The sequence below is a fragment of the Mesorhizobium sp. C268A genome, from assembly GCF_040324475.1.
Classification (GTDB): Bacteria; Pseudomonadota; Alphaproteobacteria; order Rhizobiales; family Rhizobiaceae; genus Mesorhizobium.
Genome location: NZ_JAMYVX010000003.1, coordinates 348,043 through 362,195, shown reverse-complemented (window position 1 = coordinate 362,195; position 14,153 = coordinate 348,043). Strand labels below are relative to the sequence as shown.

Here is a 14,153-nt window from a genome sequence, read left to right as displayed (position 1 = left end):
ATCGCGTTAGGACTCTGAGACTTGGCTATTCAGCAGCTTCCGCTGTTTGCGCCGGCAGCCCTAGCCACTCCCGACAATCTGCCCGCGCGCGTGAGGTGATCGCGTGGCGCTTGGCCACCGTCTTGTCCTTGCCGCGCAGGCGTTTGCCTTCGGTCTTCGGTGCTTCCACCGGCGGGAAAAGGCCGAAATTGACGTTCATCGGCTGGAACGAGCGTTTGCCCGGCTCGTCGTCTGAGACGATGTGGCCGCCGGTGATGTGGTTGAGCAGGGCGCCGAAGGCGGTGGTGAGCGGCGGCAGCGACGGCGCGTGGCCGAGACGCTCGGCGGCGGCGAAGCGGCCGGCGAGCAGGCCGATCGCCGCGCTCTCGACATAGCCCTCGCAGCCGGTGATCTGGCCGGCAAAGCGCAGGCCGGGCCGCGACTTCAGCTGCAGGGAAGCGTCGAGCAAGGTCGGCGAGTTGATGTAGGTGTTGCGGTGCAGGCCGCCGAGGCGCGCGAAGTCGGCGTTTTCCAGGCCCGGAATGGTGCGGAACACGCGCACCTGCTCGGCATGCTTCAGCTTGGTCTGGAAACCGACCATGTTGTAGAGCGTTCCCAGCGCATTGTCCTGGCGCAGCTGCACCACGGCATAGGCTTTTACCGTCGGATTGTGGGCATTGGTCAGCCCCATCGGCTTCATCGGCCCGTAGCGCAGCGTCTCGACGCCGCGCTCGGCCATGATTTCGATCGGCAGGCAGCCGTCGAAATAGGGCGTGCCTTCCCACTGCTTGAATTCGGTCTTCTGGCCGTCGACCAGCGCCTGTACGAAGGCGAGATACTGGTCCTTGTCCATCGGGCAATTGATGTAGTCCTTGCCGGTGCCGCCGGGCCCAACCTTGTCGTAGCGCGACTGGAACCAGCAGGTGTCCATGTCGATCGTGTCGAAATGGATGATCGGGGCGATGGCGTCGAAGAAGGCCAGCGCGTCGGCGCCGGTTGCCTCGGCGATCGACTGGGCGAGCGACGGCGCGGTCAACGGGCCGGTGGCGATGATCGCCTGGTCCCATTCCGCCGGCGGCAAGCCCGGCACTTCCTCCCGCTCGATGGTGATCAGCGGGTGCGTTTCGAGCCTTTTCGTCACCGCGTCGGAGAAGCCGTCGCGATCGACGGCCAGCGCGCCGCCGGCCGGCACCTGGTTGGCGTCGCCGGCGCTCATGATCAGCGAGCCGGCCAGTCGCATTTCGGTATGCAGCAGGCCGACGGCATTGTTCTCGGCATCGTCGGAGCGGAAGGAATTGGAACAGACGAGTTCGGCCAGCCCATCGGTCTTGTGCGCATCGGTGCCGCGCACTGGGCGCATCTCATGCAAAATGACGGGAACGCCGGCTTGTGCTGCCTGCCATGCGGCTTCGGAGCCGGCGAGGCCGCCGCCGACGATGTGGATAGGATTTTTGCTCATGAGCGCCGGAATAATCGCTTGGCGCGCCGTTTGCAATTGGCCGGTGCGAGCGTGGGTCATTGTCGTGCAACGACGGAGCTCGACTTTCTTATGTCCGCGGCGACGCTCTGATGGCGGCGTAAAGCGCCTCGATCGACTGCATGCGCAATTGAAAAGCCTGCCCAAAAACAACAACACCCGCCGCGGGAGGAGGTGCGGCGGGTGTCGTTTTTGGGGCCGATCCTCGGGAGGAGGTGGGGATCGGCCGTATTCGTCATCGCCGGGGAGGAGGTCGGCTTTGACGAAATTCTTTTCGCCGGATCGAGGGAGGCGAAATCCCTGGAAGGCGAACTGCGTTCACTTTGGAGACGAACTGCGTTCGGTTTGGAAACAGCGCCCGCCGCGGGAGGAGGTGCGGCGGGCGCCGTTTTGGTGGTCAACCCTCGGGAGGAGGTGAAGGCTGACCGTATCCGTCAGGGTCGGGGAGGAGGTCGACCCTGGCGAAATTCTGGTTAGATCGTCGCCCTGCGGGCGATGATCTTGATCTCGTCGCGGACGATGCCGAGATCATGGAGCTGACGGTTCGAAAGGCGACCCAGCTCGGTAACGGTGTCGCGGTAAACGCGCCAGTTACGATAGTTGCGGATCAGGTTCATTGTCGTTCTCTTTTTCAAAACTGGTTCGGACCATTTGCGATCCGAAGAGGATTAGACCGCCTTGCGGGCGACGTAGTGGATGTCGCTGCGGCTGATGCCGAGGTCGGTCAGTTCACGGTTCGACAGGCGGCTCAGCTCGGAGACGGTGTCCCGGTAGCGGCGCCAGTTGCGGTAGTTGCGGATCAGGTTCATGGTAGTGCTCGTTTCGTCTTTCTTCGGATCATTCCGTTTGTGTACGAACAGTAAATAGGCTGGGTTATATCGATTTAAAAGTGCTGTTGGCGCATGGCAGCAATGCAAATTGTGCAATGCAACATTAACGCGCGTTCACGGCTTCGTCATGAAGAAACCCGAATCGGAAAATGACGTTGCGTCAACGATTTGAGCGGATCGGCTGTCAGAAAGACCAAGCTGGGGGAGAAGCGGCATGGCGAGTTATTCGTCACGGGCGAGGGCCGATATCGGGCGGTGGCTGCAGGCTGGCCTGATCGACGCGAAGACGGCCGATGCGCTTAAGCGCGACATCGACGCAAACGAGCGCAAATCGCTGAGCTTCGGCACTATATTGGCCATGATGGCAGCGCTGCTGTTCGGCGCCGCGATCCTGCTCTTCGTCGCCGCCAACTGGGACGCGATCCCGCGGCTGGTGCGGGTCGCGGCGCTGTTTGCCGTCATTCTCGCCGGCTATGTCGGCGGCGCGGTGTTGAAGATGCGCGACCATGCGGCGATCGGCGAGGCGCTGTGGATCGTGGCCGCCGCGGCCTTCGGCGGATCGATCGCGCTGATCGGCCAGATGTACCATCTCACGGGTGACGAAGCCTCGGCCATCGTCACCTGGGGCATCGGCACGGCATTAGCCGCGGTGGCGTTGCGCTCGAACCCGCTGACGGTCGCTGCCGTCGGCATATCCGTTGCCTGGCTGTTCGTGCGCGCGTTCGACTTTTATGACCGCCCCGTATTTCCGGATTTCTTCGTTATCATGGCGCCGGTGCTTTTTGTCGTCTCGTTGTGGACGCGCAGCCAGCCGGCACGCCACCTGATCATTCTTTCGGTCATTTTCTATATCGCGGTGCGCGGCCTGGACCAGAACACGCTCGCCCTGGCTATTCCTCTGGTCGCGGTGTCGGCGCTGCTGTTTGCGGTTTCCATCTTCGCCGCCGGGCCGGCCGACCGGATCTTGCAGCTCGGCGGGCGGCTGCCTTTGCACGCCTTGACCGGCTTTCTCACCGGGCTGGCGATGATCCAGATCGAACTGGGCGATGACAACGCCTTCAGCAACGGCTTTGCCGTCGCCTCGGTTATCGCGCTGGCCGGGATTGCGGCGGCGATCGTTCTGGGCGGGCGCGAGAGCAGGGGGCTGCGCTGGGTTGCCTATGCCGGCTTTGCCTTCGAGCTCGCCATTATCTACGTCGTGACCTTGCAGACGATGCTCGGCACGGCCGGCTTCTTCCTGGCTGCCGCGGTGCTTTTCGGCATCCTGGCTCTCGTCATCATCCGTGTGGAAAAACGCATGAAGGCCCCGGAAGGAGCGGCAGCATGATGTCGGGAAAGAAACTTGTCATCTCGGCGCTGGTCCTGGCGCTCGTCCAGATCGGCTTCCTGAGCTGGATCATCGCCGGCCGCGCGGCGATCCTGCGCAACGGCAAGGAGGTCTTGCTGAAAGTCGAGCCGGTCGATCCGCGCGATCTGCTGCGCGGCGACTATATTATCCTCGACTATGAAATATCGCGCTTGCCGGTGAAGCTGATCGCCAACATCCCGGCCGGCCAGCTCGTGAGCGAGAACACGCCGATCGTGGTCCGGCTGAAGCCGGGTGCCGACGGCTATTGGCATGCGACCACGGCCTGGTTCGGCAAGTCTCCGACGCCAGCGACCGCCGACGAAGCCGATATTGTCGGCCAGGTCGCGCCGGGCTGGACGCTTGATCCTGAATCCACGATCGCACCGCAATACGGCATCGACCGCTTCTACCTACCTGAGGGCCAGGGCATGGCGATCCAGAACGACATGCGGGTGCGGCCATTCGGCGTGCGCATCGCGCTCGCCGCCAGTGGCGAGGCGCAGATCAAGGGGCTGATGGACGGCGACAAGACATTGTTTGAGGAACCGCTCTACTAGAAGACATTACCCAGGGCATGGATTTCGGCAACGATCGATCGCTCCGCCCTCATGCAAACCAGACGGGCGAAGACAATGCCGATTACGGTGACGACGCGCGAAGATATCAATCTCCATGCCGTTTTGCGCGTCGCCTGGAGAAACGACACGGTCGAAATCGGCGACAAGGCCTTGCAACGCATTGCCGAATGCCGCGCCTCGTTCCTGAAACTCATTGAGTCCGATCCGCCGCCGGTCATCTACGGCGTCACCACCGCCATGGGCGAGCTGGCAAGCCGCAAGCTCGAACTTGACGAGCGCGACCGCCATGCGCGCATCAAGGCTTTTGCCGCCGCCACATCCTTCGGGGAGCCGTTGCCCGAGCGCGTGGTCAGGGCGATCGTGCTGGCACGGCTGACCAATTTCATCGAAGGCAATGCCGCCACCACGCCGCGCATCGCGCTAGCCGTTGCGGCGATGCTCGACGGTGGACCCATGCCGGTGGTGTCGTCGCAGGGGCAGGGCGGCGCCGGCGAGATCCTGGCGCTCTATCCGCTGTTTGCCGCGCTTACCGCTGGCCTGGAGCTCGAAGTGAAGGAGCGGGGCTCGCTGATCAACGGCTCGCCCTGCGCTGCCGCCCTTGTGGCGGACGCAGCACTTGCCGCACGCCGTCGCGTCGCGATGGCGCACAAGGTGTTTGCGCTGTCGATCGAAGCCTTTCGTGCGCCGCTCGAGCATTATGATGCCGCGCTCGACGGGCTGTGGGGCGACGCGCACGAAGCGGCCGCCTTGCAAGGGTTGCGGCAATACCTGGTTGGCGCCGGCGACGGCCGGCGCAACTATCAGGCGCCGGTCAGCTACCGCATCGTGCCGCGCGTGCTCGGCCATGCGCATCGGGCGCTGGCGGGCGCCGAGCAGGCGGCGACCGTGTCGCTGGCCTCGATCTCGGACAATCCGGTCTATATCCCGCCCGACGATGCGCATCCGCTGGGACGCTGCATCTCCACCGGCGGCTACCACAATGCCATGGCGACACCGGCATTGGACGATCTGGCGGCGATCTGGGCCGATCTCTGCCTGCTTTGCGACCGCCACGCCTCAAAGCTGCTGAACGGCAAGGTGTCGCTGCTGCCCGATCTGTTGATGACCGGGCGGCATTGGGCCGACAGCGATGGCCATGGCAATGTCGGCTATGTCCCGATGGCGATCACCGGCTATTTCGAACAGGCCAAGCTCGCGGCGCAGCGCACCTTCATTCCGGGCACCGAATCGGCCGGCGCCGGCCAGGACGACGTCGCCACCACCGCATTCTTCGCCTGGACCAAGGAAGCGACGGCCGGCCGCTGCCTCGATGCGGCAATGGCGATGCTGGCCATGATCGCCTCGCAGGCCCTGTACGTGACTGAACGCGCCGCGCCGCCGGCATTGCAGGATTTTGTCGCGGATATCAGGAAGATCGTGCCCCCGGTCGACGCCGACCGGGTGCTGGGGCCGGAGCTGGCGAAATTGGCGGAGTGGTTTACCGGTCAAGTGTTTGAAGTGTAGGCCGTCGCCGCCAGTCCTCCTACGCCACGGCTTCGGAGGACACCCTTCGCTTTATCAAGCTCCTGGGTGGCCTGCCACCCGAAGCTCGATAGAGCGAAGGGTGGTGCGGATGAAGGGACTCGAACCCCCACGCCTTTCGGCACTGGAACCTAAATCCAGGGCGTCTACCAGTTCCGCCACATCCGCATTTGTCGGCAATCCCATGTAGCCATCATTCTGTCAATGTCGGGGCGAAAATGTCTGCCGTTGGGGCGGTCATTCGCTGCAACGCGAAGATGGTTGAAAATTGGCCCCGCCTGTGACAAAAGGCGTGTCAAATGTGACGGGACGCGCCGATCCGCTTCTGCAGAATGTGATAAGAAGTAGGAAAAACAAGAACTTATTCACATCTTGGAACGCAGTTTGGAACAATTTGAGCCGTAATTTCGGTCAAATCGCCAGGTTCCGTACCAAAAGCCATTCCCGGCAAGATTGTACCGGCAGGCTGTGAACGGCAAGACGCCGTGGCAGCCTCTTTGGTGAAGATAAAGGTTTTACGATGCAGGTCACCGAAACGCTCAACTCCGGTCTCAAGCGCGAGATCAAGATCACCGTGCCGGCCGGTGATATGGAAGCCAAGCTGATGGCGCGGCTGTCCGACGCCAGGAACAAGGTCCGCATCAACGGCTTCCGTCCCGGCAAGGTGCCTGTGCAGCATTTGCGCAAGGTCTACGGCAAGTCGTTCATGGCCGAAGTGGTCAATGAGATCCTCAACGATTCGACCCGTTCGATCATCACGGGGCGCGGCGAAAAGGCCGCCATGCAACCTGAAGTGATCATGACGGAAGACGAGAAAGAGGCCGAGAAGATCCTGGCCGGCGGCGCCGACTTCGAATTCCGCCTCAACTACGAGGTCATCCCGGCGATCGAGATCAAGGATTTCTCCGACATCAAGGTGACGCGCCAGGTATTCGAAGTGCCGGACAGCGAGATCGACGAGCAGGTCCAGCGCGTTGCCGAATCGGCGCGAAGCTTCGAGCCGAAGACCGGCAAGGCCGCCGAAGGCGATCGCGTTTCGATCGACTATGTCGGCAAGATCGACGGCGAGGCCTTTTCCGGCGGCGCCGGCACCGACCAGCCGCTGGTTCTGGGGTCCAAGGAATTCATTCCGGGCTTCGAGGACCAACTGATCGGCGCCAAGGCCGGCGACGAGAAGCAGGTCACCGTCACTTTCCCGGAAAACTACCAGGCAGCGCATCTGGCCGGCAAGGAAGCCACCTTCGACGTCACCGTCAAGGAAGTGTCCAAGCCCGGCGCGCTGGAAATCAACGACGAGATGGCCAAGAACCTCGGCTTGGAATCGCTGGAGCGCCTGCGCGACGTGGTGCGCGGCCAGATCGAGAACCAGTTCGGTTCGATGACCCGCCAGAAGGTCAAGCGCCAGCTGCTCGACCAGCTTGACGCGGCCTATTCGTTCGAGGCGCCGTCGAAGCTCGTCGATGCCGAGTTCAACAACATCTGGACCCAGGTCAACCGCGATCTCGAAGCCGCCGGCCGTACCTTCGCCGACGAGGAGACGACGGAAGAAGAGGCACGCGCCGAATATCTGCGGCTTGCCGAGCGCCGCGTGCGTCTCGGCCTGGTTTTGGCCGAGATCGGCGAGAAGGCCGGCGTCACCGTTTCCGACGAGGAACTGCAGCGCGGCCTGTTCGAGCAGGTGCGCCGCTACCCGGCCAACCAGCAGCAGGAAGCCTTCGAGTTCTATCGCAGCAATCCGGAAGCCCTGAACACGCTGCGCGCGCCGATGTTCGAGGAGAAGGTCGTCGACCATCTGCTCAGCCAGATCTCGGTCACCGACGTCAAGGTCAGCAAGGAAGAGCTGATGGCTGACGACGAAGAGGGCGATACCGCCAAGGCCAAGCCGGCGAAGAAGGCCGCTGCCAAGAAGGCCGACAAGGCTGAAAAGGCCGACGACGCGGAAGAGCCGAAGAAGAAGGCAGCCCCGAAGAAGAAGGCCGCCAAGGACGCCGAATAAGCGCCTGACGACAAGATCAGAAAAGGCCGCCCTCGAGGCGGCCTTTTTCGTTGTGGCGGATGTGCCTTGAGCCACCGCAGCCCACCTGAACCTTTGTACGGTCGACCTGTTCTACCTACCGGCCAGATTCTGTGGTACACAGGTAGCGCAATTCCATCTGGGGAGGAGCGGAGAATCTATTCTGCCGTGCAGGGCGCATGCTGGTGCTACCGGCATGTGCAGACCGTCTGAGGAAAATTTGACGATCAGGGAGGAATGCCATGCGCTTGGTTGCGTTTTTCGCCGTCGTTTCCGTTGCAACTTTCATCGCCAATCCATCGCGGGCACAGGACGCCGCGGCGGGCGAGAAGGTCTTCACCAAATGCAAGGTCTGCCACGTCGCAGACCAAGACACCAACAAGATAGGCCCTTCGTTGCATGGCGTTATCGCCGGACGGCCGGCACGCATCCGGATTTTAAATATTCCGAAGCCATGATCGCGGCCGGCACATCCGGCGTCAAATGGGATGAGCCGACACTGACGACGTATCTTCACGACCCCAAGGCAATGGTCAAAGGGACGAAGATGGCGTTTCCCGGCCTCAAGAAGGACGAGGACGTCGCCAACGTCATCGCCTATCTGAAGCAATTTTCCCCGTAACCTGGCTCTTCGGCCGGCCAGAGCGTTTCACCGTTTCACGGAAACTGCGATCCGCTCGATCTCTTTGTTCTTACGCAATTCCGGGCGGAAAACCCCATACACTTTCCTGGAATTGCTCTAGGCTGCCCGGTTTCCATCGATGGTCGTCTGAAATGTCGGTCAAGGAAAGCCTCAAGGATACCGGCGTCCGCCTCTCGGAAGCGACGGCCAGTGATTTCTTTGCGCTCTTGAAGCCTCGGGTCATGGCCCTTGCCGTGTTTACCGCCTTCGTCGGTCTGATGGAGGCGCCCGGCGCGATGAACCCGGTCATCGCCGTGATCGCCATAGGTGCGATTGCGGTTGGAGCGGGAGCGGCCGGCGCGCTCAACATGTGGTACGACGCCGACATCGACGCGCTGATGTCGCGCACGTCAAAGCGGCCGGTTCCGTCGGGCCGCGTCACGGCCGGCGAAGCGCTCGGCTTCGGCTTGGTGCTTTCCGCACTTTCGGTCATGACGCTCGGCGTGCTGGTGGGCTGGCTTGCCGCGTCACTGCTGGCCTTCACCATCTTTTTCTACGTCGTCATCTATACGATGTGGCTGAAGCGCTCGACACCGCAGAACATCGTCATCGGCGGCGCGGCGGGTGCCCTTCCTCCGATGATCGGCTGGGCGGCGGCCACCGGCGCCATCGGCATTGAAAGCCTCATCCTGTTCCTGATCATTTTCCTGTGGACGCCGCCGCATTTCTGGGCGCTCGCACTGTTCAAGGCCGGCGACTATGCCGCTGCCGGCATCCCGATGATGCCGAACGTGGCCGGCCAGGCCTCGACCAGAAGGCAGATCTTCGCCTATTCACTGCTCCTGGCACCGATCGGAGTGCTGCCCTGGGCGTTCGGATTTACGAGCGGGGTTTATGGGATTGTTTCGGCTGCATTGGGCTCGGGTTTCATCTGGCATGCCTGGAACGCCCTGGTCATCCTCGACAAGGAGATGAAGCCGGCCAAGGCGCTGTTTGCCTATTCGATCTTCTATCTTTTCGCGATCTTTGCCGTGCTGCTTGCCGATACCATCGCGATGCGCGCGTTCATGTCAGCCGGAGGGTGACGCCATGACGCTGTGTTCGGAAACTTCGCCTTCCGGGAGCCTTTTGTAAGAACGGGCGACAAGCTCCAGTCAATGGGGTATATTGATTGCGGTGCAGGTCGCGGTTCGCGTGGCCAGTCATGCAGAACGGCAGCACCGTGATACCGCGACCTTGCCGGACCTGGTCTGGAGGAACGGGCATGACAAGTTTTCACGTGATTGCAGGCGCCAGCGAAACGCTGGAACACACCAAAATCCGAAAAATCAGTGTTTCCGATCTTTTCGATGCGCTCAAGCGCGGTGTTGACGATTTTATGGTCAAACCGTCGCACATCGTCTTTCTCTGCCTGATCTATCCGCTTGTCGGCGTGGTGCTCGCTGCCTGGACTTCGGGTGCCAATGCGTTGCCGATGTTGTTTCCGCTGGTGTCCGGCTTTGCGCTTATCGGTCCATTCGCGGCGATCGGCCTTTACGAGATCAGCCGCAGACGAGAAGCCGGGCTCGACACCTCCTGGACGCACGCGTTCGAGGTCAGGAATTCTCCGGCCCTGCCAGCCATCGCCGCAGTCGGTATCATGCTGGTTGCAATCTTCATCGCCTGGCTTTTGGCGGCGCAGGTGTTCTACGAATATCTCTTCGGCCCGGCTCCGCCTGCATCGATTTCGGGCTTCATCAATGAAATATTTGCCACCGGACGCGGCTGGTCTCTGATTGTCCTGGGGCACGCCATCGGCTTCGTCTTCGCCGCGGTGGTGTTGTGCACGACGGTTGTCGCCTTCCCATTGCTGCTCGACCGCGACGTCGGCGCCTACGAAGCCATCCACACGTCGGTGCGAGCGGTGCTGGCGAACCCGATCCCCATGGCTGTCTGGGGACTGATTGTCGCCGTCGCCCTGATCATAGGCTCGCTGCCGGTGTTTGCCGGGCTGGCGGTCGTGCTGCCGATCCTGGGTCACGCCACCTGGCATGTCTACCGCAAGGTTGTGGAGCCGCCATCGTCCCCGACGCGGGTCGGCCTCTGACCCCGCAGATCAGCTGATGGGAAGCTTCATCTCCGGTCTTTGACCGGAGATGAAGACTGTGCGTCAGGGCCCCGGTCCGAAGAAGGACAACCGGGTGAGAAGCGTGTAGTCCGCTTCGAAGAGCATCATCGCCACGAACACCAATATCAGAAGCGGCGGCAGGATGATCGCATAGGTCAGCGCCAGCCGCTCCCAGGCCATGTGCATGAACACGGCGACGATCAGCCCGGCCTTGAGGATCATGAAGATCAGGATCAGAGACCATCTGAGATAGCCGTGGATGCCGAGATAATCGACCATGTAGGAGCAGGCGCTGAGGATGAACAGCCATGCCCAGACCACCAGATAGAGCTTGATCGGATGTTCCTGATGAACCTCCGCGACGCCGGTCGATGGCCCTTCATGCGCATGATCAGAGTGCAGCGCGTGTTGCCCGAGGCCGTTTGCGGTTGCTTCAGCCATGTCAGCCTCTCACCAAAGATAGAAGAATGCGAAAATGAACACCCAGACCAGGTCGACGAAATGCCAGTAGAGCCCCATGATTTCGACGTTCTCGTAGCGACCCCTGCGGCTGGTGAAGAAGCCGGGACGACCGACGTCGTAGTCTCCACGCCAGACCTTTCGCGCCACGATGATGAGGAAGATCACCCCGATCGTCACATGCGTGCCGTGGAAGCCGGTGATCATGAAGAAAGTCGAGCCGAATTGTGCCGCGCCCCAGGGATTGCCCCACGGCCGTACCCCTTCGGTGATCAACTTGGTCCATTCGAAGGCTTGCATGCCGACGAAGGTGGCTCCTAGCGCTGCCGTCAGAAGCATGAGGATTGCGGTTTTGCGGCGGTCGCGGCGATAGCCAAAATTGACCGCCATGGCCATCGTTCCGCTGCTCGATATCAGCACGAAGGTCATGATGGCAATCAGGATCAGTGGAATGTCCGAACCGCCGATGCGAAGCGCAAAGACCTCGCTCGGATTGGGCCACGGCACACGTGTGGAGACGCGCGCGGTCATGTAGGAGAGCAGGAAGCAGCCGAAGATGAAGGTGTCGCTGAGCAGGAAGATCCACATCATGGCCTTGCCCCAGGACACGTTCTTGAACGCGCGCTGATCCGAGGACCAATCGGCGGCGATGCCTTGCCAGCCTGCGGGCCGCGTCTCCGTTTGGCCGGTATGCGTCAGTGTCGTTTCTGCCATGCTCCTCGACCTCCTAGGTCAGCAACTGCCGGCAAATATCGATGAACGTCGCGGCCCAGCCGGCTAAAAGAGCGAAGATGGCGAGCCAGACGAAAAGCAGGAAATGCCAGTACATGGCGCATAATTCGACGCTGAGGCGAAGCCGTTCCGGCCGTGCCCCGTTCCAGGCGCCGGCGGTTGTCCTGCCCAGGCCCACCAGCCCTCCCACGATATGCAGGCCGTGCATCCCGGTTATCAGGTAGAAAAAACTGTTGGCCGGATTGGAGGCCAGAAAATAGCCATCGGCGGTCAGGTCCCGCCATGCCATGAGCTGCCCGATGAGGAAGGCGATCGCGGTGAGCCCAGCCGCGGCAAGGCCGAGCCTGACCGTGTCCATCTGGCGCTTGCGCGCCGCGATCGAGGCGCATTGCAGCGCGATGCTGCTCAGCACCAGCATGCCGGTGTTGAGCCAGAGCAGGCGTGGGATGGGCAGCGGCTGCCAGTCCGACAGCGCCATACGCATGAAGTAGGCGCTGGTGAACAGCGCAAACAGGCAGCCGACCACGGCGAGGAAGACACCGAGGCCGATCTTGGCGGTCGGCAGGCTCGATCGGTCGAAGGCGACAAAATCTCCTGCCACACCTTGCTCGAGCCATGGTTTCGCCATCAGCCGCTGATGCGAGAGCCACCAGCCGGCAAAGCCGGCGATCACGAGAAGGAAGACCAGGATGACGCTCATGCTGGCTCCCTGGAGGGGCCGAACGTGCCCGGCATGTTTTGCGGAATGAAGTCCTCCTTGGCGCCCGGCACGCTGTAGTCATAGGCCCAGCGATAGACGATCGGCAGATCCTTGCCGAAATTGCCATGCGCGGGTGGTGTCTGCGGCGTTTGCCATTCGAGTGTCGTGGCCCGCCATGGATTGCCACCGGCCTCGCGCCCATGGCGGATGCTCCAGATAAGATTGAACAGGAAAACGATCTGGGCGAAGCCGACGATAAACGCCATGATGCTGATGAACGAGTTCAGGTGATGCGCCGACTCCGTCATGACCGTCACGTCGGTCAGTTCGGCATAGCGCCGCGGCACGCCCATCAGGCCGATGTAATGCATGGGAAAGAAGATCAGGTAGGCGCCGAGGAAAGTGACCCAGAAATGGAACCGGCCGAGCGTCTCGTTCAGCATCCGGCCGGTGACCTTCGGGTACCAGTGGTAGATCGCGCCGAAGATGACGACGATCGGAGCAACACCCATGACCATATGGAAGTGAGCGACGACGAACATCGTGTCCGACAGCGGGACGTCGACGACGACGTTGCCGAGAAACAGCCCGGTCAACCCGCCATTGACGAAGGTGACGATGAAAGCCATGGCAAACAGCATCGGTATGGTGAGGTGGATATCGCCCCGCCACAGCGTCAGCACCCAATTGTAGACCTTGATCGCTGTCGGGATGGCAATGATCAATGTCGTGGTGGCGAAGAAGAAGCCGAAATAGGGGTGCATGCCGCTGACATACATGTGGTGCGCCCAGACCACGAAGCTCAGCGCGCCGATGCCAACGATGGCCCAGACCATCATCCGGTAGCCAAAAATGTTCTTGCGCGCATGCGTGCTGATCAGATCGGAGACGATGCCGAAGGCCGGCAGCGCCACGATGTAGACTTCCGGGTGGCCGAAGAACCAGAACAGATGCTGGAACAGGATCGGGCTGCCGCCATTGTGCTGTAGTTGTTCCCCCATCTCGACAACCGCGGGCATGAAGAAGGAGGTTCCAAGCGCGCGGTCAAGCAGCATCATCACGCAGGCGACGAACAGCGCCGGAAAGGCGAGCAGCGCCATGACGGTGGCGGTGAAGATGCCCCAGACGGTCAGCGGCAGGCGCATCATCGTCATGCCGCGCGTGCGGGCCTGCAGCACCGTCACGACATAGTTCAGACCGCCCATGGTGAAGCCGATGATGAACAGGATCAGCGAGACGAGCATCAGGATGATGCCCCATTCCTGGCCGCCAGGTGTGCCGGTCATGATGGCTTGCGGCGGATAGAGCGTCCAGCCGGCGCCGGTCGGTCCGCCGGGCGCAAAGAAGCTCGACACCAGCACCAGCACGGCAAGGAGGTAGATCCAGTAGCTCAGCATGTTGACATAGGGAAAGACCATGTCGCGGGCGCCGACCATCAGCGGGATCAGGTAGTTGCCGAAGCCGCCGAGGAAGAGTGCCGTGAGCAGGTAGATCACCATGATCATGCCGTGCATGGTGATGAACTGGTAGTAGGCCTCGGGGGTGATGAAATCGAACGTGCCGGGGAAGCCGAGCTGCAGCCGCATCAGCCAGGACAGCACCAGCGCGACCAGGCCGATGGCCGTTGCGGTCGCCGAATACTGGATGGCGATGACCTTGGCGTCCTGCGAGAAGACATACTTCGTCCACCAGCTGTGCGGATGGTAAAGCTCCATTTCCGCGACTTCGGCGGGCGGGACGGCATCTGCAGGCGTGATATCGACCATAGGCGGAGCACCTCCGTGCC

At 61.8% G+C, this 14,153-nt stretch carries 13 protein-coding genes, 1 tRNA gene and 1 pseudogene; 7 read left to right on the top strand and 8 right to left on the bottom strand.

The window, feature by feature from the left end; translation table 11 throughout:
- Positions 1-25 precede the first annotated feature (25 nt).
- From trmFO to NKL06_RS28660, 3 genes are all read right to left on the bottom strand, one after another.
- A complete protein-coding gene (gene trmFO / locus NKL06_RS28670) occupies positions 26-1,438 on the bottom strand; it encodes a methylenetetrahydrofolate--tRNA-(uracil(54)-C(5))-methyltransferase (FADH(2)-oxidizing) TrmFO (protein ID WP_023691114.1) in 1,413 nt (470 codons plus the stop codon).
- 491 nt (positions 1,439-1,929) lie between these two features.
- Positions 1,930-2,073, bottom strand: coding sequence for a DUF1127 domain-containing protein (locus NKL06_RS28665; protein ID WP_023667673.1), 144 nt, complete (start codon positions 2,071-2,073; stop codon positions 1,930-1,932).
- A gap of 51 nt (positions 2,074-2,124) precedes the next feature.
- Positions 2,125-2,265, bottom strand: coding sequence for a DUF1127 domain-containing protein (locus tag NKL06_RS28660; protein ID WP_006335194.1), 141 nt, complete (start codon positions 2,263-2,265; stop codon positions 2,125-2,127).
- Positions 2,266-2,500: 235 nt separating this feature from the next.
- Here NKL06_RS28660 and NKL06_RS28655 point away from each other — a divergent pair, with 235 nt between their 5' ends.
- The 3 genes from NKL06_RS28655 (at position 2,501) to NKL06_RS28645 (ending at position 5,715) form a co-directional block, all read left to right on the top strand.
- Positions 2,501-3,613, top strand: coding sequence for a DUF2157 domain-containing protein (locus tag NKL06_RS28655; protein ID WP_023691115.1), 1,113 nt, complete (start codon positions 2,501-2,503; stop codon positions 3,611-3,613).
- Positions 3,610-4,191, top strand: a complete 582-nt coding sequence (locus NKL06_RS28650; protein ID WP_031198171.1) for a GDYXXLXY domain-containing protein — start codon at positions 3,610-3,612, stop codon at positions 4,189-4,191. The genes NKL06_RS28655 and NKL06_RS28650 overlap by 4 nt, the downstream gene beginning before the upstream one ends.
- A 75-nt stretch (positions 4,192-4,266) precedes the next feature.
- Positions 4,267-5,715 (top strand): aromatic amino acid lyase, encoded by a 1,449-nt coding sequence (locus NKL06_RS28645; protein WP_023691117.1) that lies wholly within the window; start codon positions 4,267-4,269, stop codon positions 5,713-5,715.
- Positions 5,716-5,816: 101 nt separating this feature from the next.
- Here the strand turns inward: NKL06_RS28645 and NKL06_RS28640 are convergent.
- A tRNA-Leu gene (locus NKL06_RS28640) sits at positions 5,817-5,901 on the bottom strand.
- A 352-nt stretch (positions 5,902-6,253) separates the two neighbouring features.
- Between NKL06_RS28640 and tig the strand changes: the two genes are divergently transcribed.
- The 4 genes and pseudogenes from tig (at position 6,254) to NKL06_RS28620 (ending at position 10,455) form a co-directional block, all read left to right on the top strand.
- Positions 6,254-7,729 carry a trigger factor gene (gene tig, locus NKL06_RS28635; protein WP_023681635.1) on the top strand — a complete coding sequence of 492 codons (1,476 nt, stop codon included), beginning with the start codon at positions 6,254-6,256 and terminating at the stop codon, positions 7,727-7,729.
- Positions 7,730-7,989: 260 nt separating this feature from the next.
- Positions 7,990-8,369, top strand: a pseudogene (locus tag NKL06_RS28630) (c-type cytochrome).
- 152 nt (positions 8,370-8,521) lie between these two features.
- Complete coding sequence (locus NKL06_RS28625) at positions 8,522-9,454, top strand: heme o synthase (RefSeq protein WP_023691118.1); 933 nt, start codon at positions 8,522-8,524, stop codon at positions 9,452-9,454.
- Between the two features lie 179 nt (positions 9,455-9,633).
- The gene (locus NKL06_RS28620) at positions 9,634-10,455 is read left to right on the top strand and encodes a DUF2189 domain-containing protein (protein WP_023691119.1); all 822 of its coding nucleotides are present in this window, start codon (positions 9,634-9,636) and stop codon (positions 10,453-10,455) included.
- Positions 10,456-10,518: 63 nt separating this feature from the next.
- Here the strand turns inward: NKL06_RS28620 and NKL06_RS28615 are convergent, their stop codons facing one another.
- Genes NKL06_RS28615 through ctaD form a run of 4 tightly spaced genes read right to left on the bottom strand, consistent with a single transcriptional unit; the run spans position 10,519 to position 14,133 of the window.
- Positions 10,519-10,917, bottom strand: a complete 399-nt coding sequence (locus NKL06_RS28615; RefSeq protein ID WP_023667665.1) for a cytochrome C oxidase subunit IV family protein — start codon at positions 10,915-10,917, stop codon at positions 10,519-10,521.
- A 9-nt stretch (positions 10,918-10,926) separates the two neighbouring features.
- Positions 10,927-11,649, bottom strand: a complete 723-nt coding sequence (locus NKL06_RS28610; protein WP_023667664.1) for a heme-copper oxidase subunit III family protein — start codon at positions 11,647-11,649, stop codon at positions 10,927-10,929.
- A 13-nt stretch (positions 11,650-11,662) separates the two neighbouring features.
- Positions 11,663-12,367 carry a cytochrome c oxidase subunit 3 gene (locus NKL06_RS28605; protein WP_023681632.1) on the bottom strand — a complete coding sequence of 235 codons (705 nt, stop codon included), beginning with the start codon at positions 12,365-12,367 and terminating at the stop codon, positions 11,663-11,665.
- Positions 12,364-14,133, bottom strand: coding sequence for a cytochrome c oxidase subunit I (gene ctaD, locus NKL06_RS28600; RefSeq protein ID WP_023681631.1), 1,770 nt, complete (start codon positions 14,131-14,133; stop codon positions 12,364-12,366). The genes NKL06_RS28605 and ctaD overlap by 4 nt, the downstream gene beginning before the upstream one ends.
- Positions 14,134-14,153 lie beyond the last annotated feature (20 nt).

Coding starts and splice junctions, on each gene's coding strand:
- NKL06_RS28605 (WP_023681632.1), bottom strand. CDS start 12,367: ATGAGCGTCATCCTGGTCTTCCTTCTCGTGATCGCCGGCTTTGCCGGC.
- NKL06_RS28620 (WP_023691119.1), top strand. CDS start 9,634: ATGACAAGTTTTCACGTGATTGCAGGCGCCAGCGAAACGCTGGAACAC.
- NKL06_RS28615 (WP_023667665.1), bottom strand. CDS start 10,917: ATGGCTGAAGCAACCGCAAACGGCCTCGGGCAACACGCGCTGCACTCT.
- NKL06_RS28625 (WP_023691118.1), top strand. CDS start 8,522: ATGTCGGTCAAGGAAAGCCTCAAGGATACCGGCGTCCGCCTCTCGGAA.
- NKL06_RS28650 (WP_031198171.1), top strand. CDS start 3,610: ATGATGTCGGGAAAGAAACTTGTCATCTCGGCGCTGGTCCTGGCGCTC.
- NKL06_RS28645 (WP_023691117.1), top strand. CDS start 4,267: ATGCCGATTACGGTGACGACGCGCGAAGATATCAATCTCCATGCCGTT.
- NKL06_RS28660 (WP_006335194.1), bottom strand. CDS start 2,265: ATGAACCTGATCCGCAACTACCGCAACTGGCGCCGCTACCGGGACACC.
- NKL06_RS28655 (WP_023691115.1), top strand. CDS start 2,501: ATGGCGAGTTATTCGTCACGGGCGAGGGCCGATATCGGGCGGTGGCTG.
- tig (WP_023681635.1), top strand. CDS start 6,254: ATGCAGGTCACCGAAACGCTCAACTCCGGTCTCAAGCGCGAGATCAAG.
- trmFO (WP_023691114.1), bottom strand. CDS start 1,438: ATGAGCAAAAATCCTATCCACATCGTCGGCGGCGGCCTCGCCGGCTCC.
- ctaD (WP_023681631.1), bottom strand. CDS start 14,133: ATGGTCGATATCACGCCTGCAGATGCCGTCCCGCCCGCCGAAGTCGCG.
- NKL06_RS28610 (WP_023667664.1), bottom strand. CDS start 11,649: ATGGCAGAAACGACACTGACGCATACCGGCCAAACGGAGACGCGGCCC.
- NKL06_RS28665 (WP_023667673.1), bottom strand. CDS start 2,073: ATGAACCTGATCCGCAACTATCGTAACTGGCGCGTTTACCGCGACACC.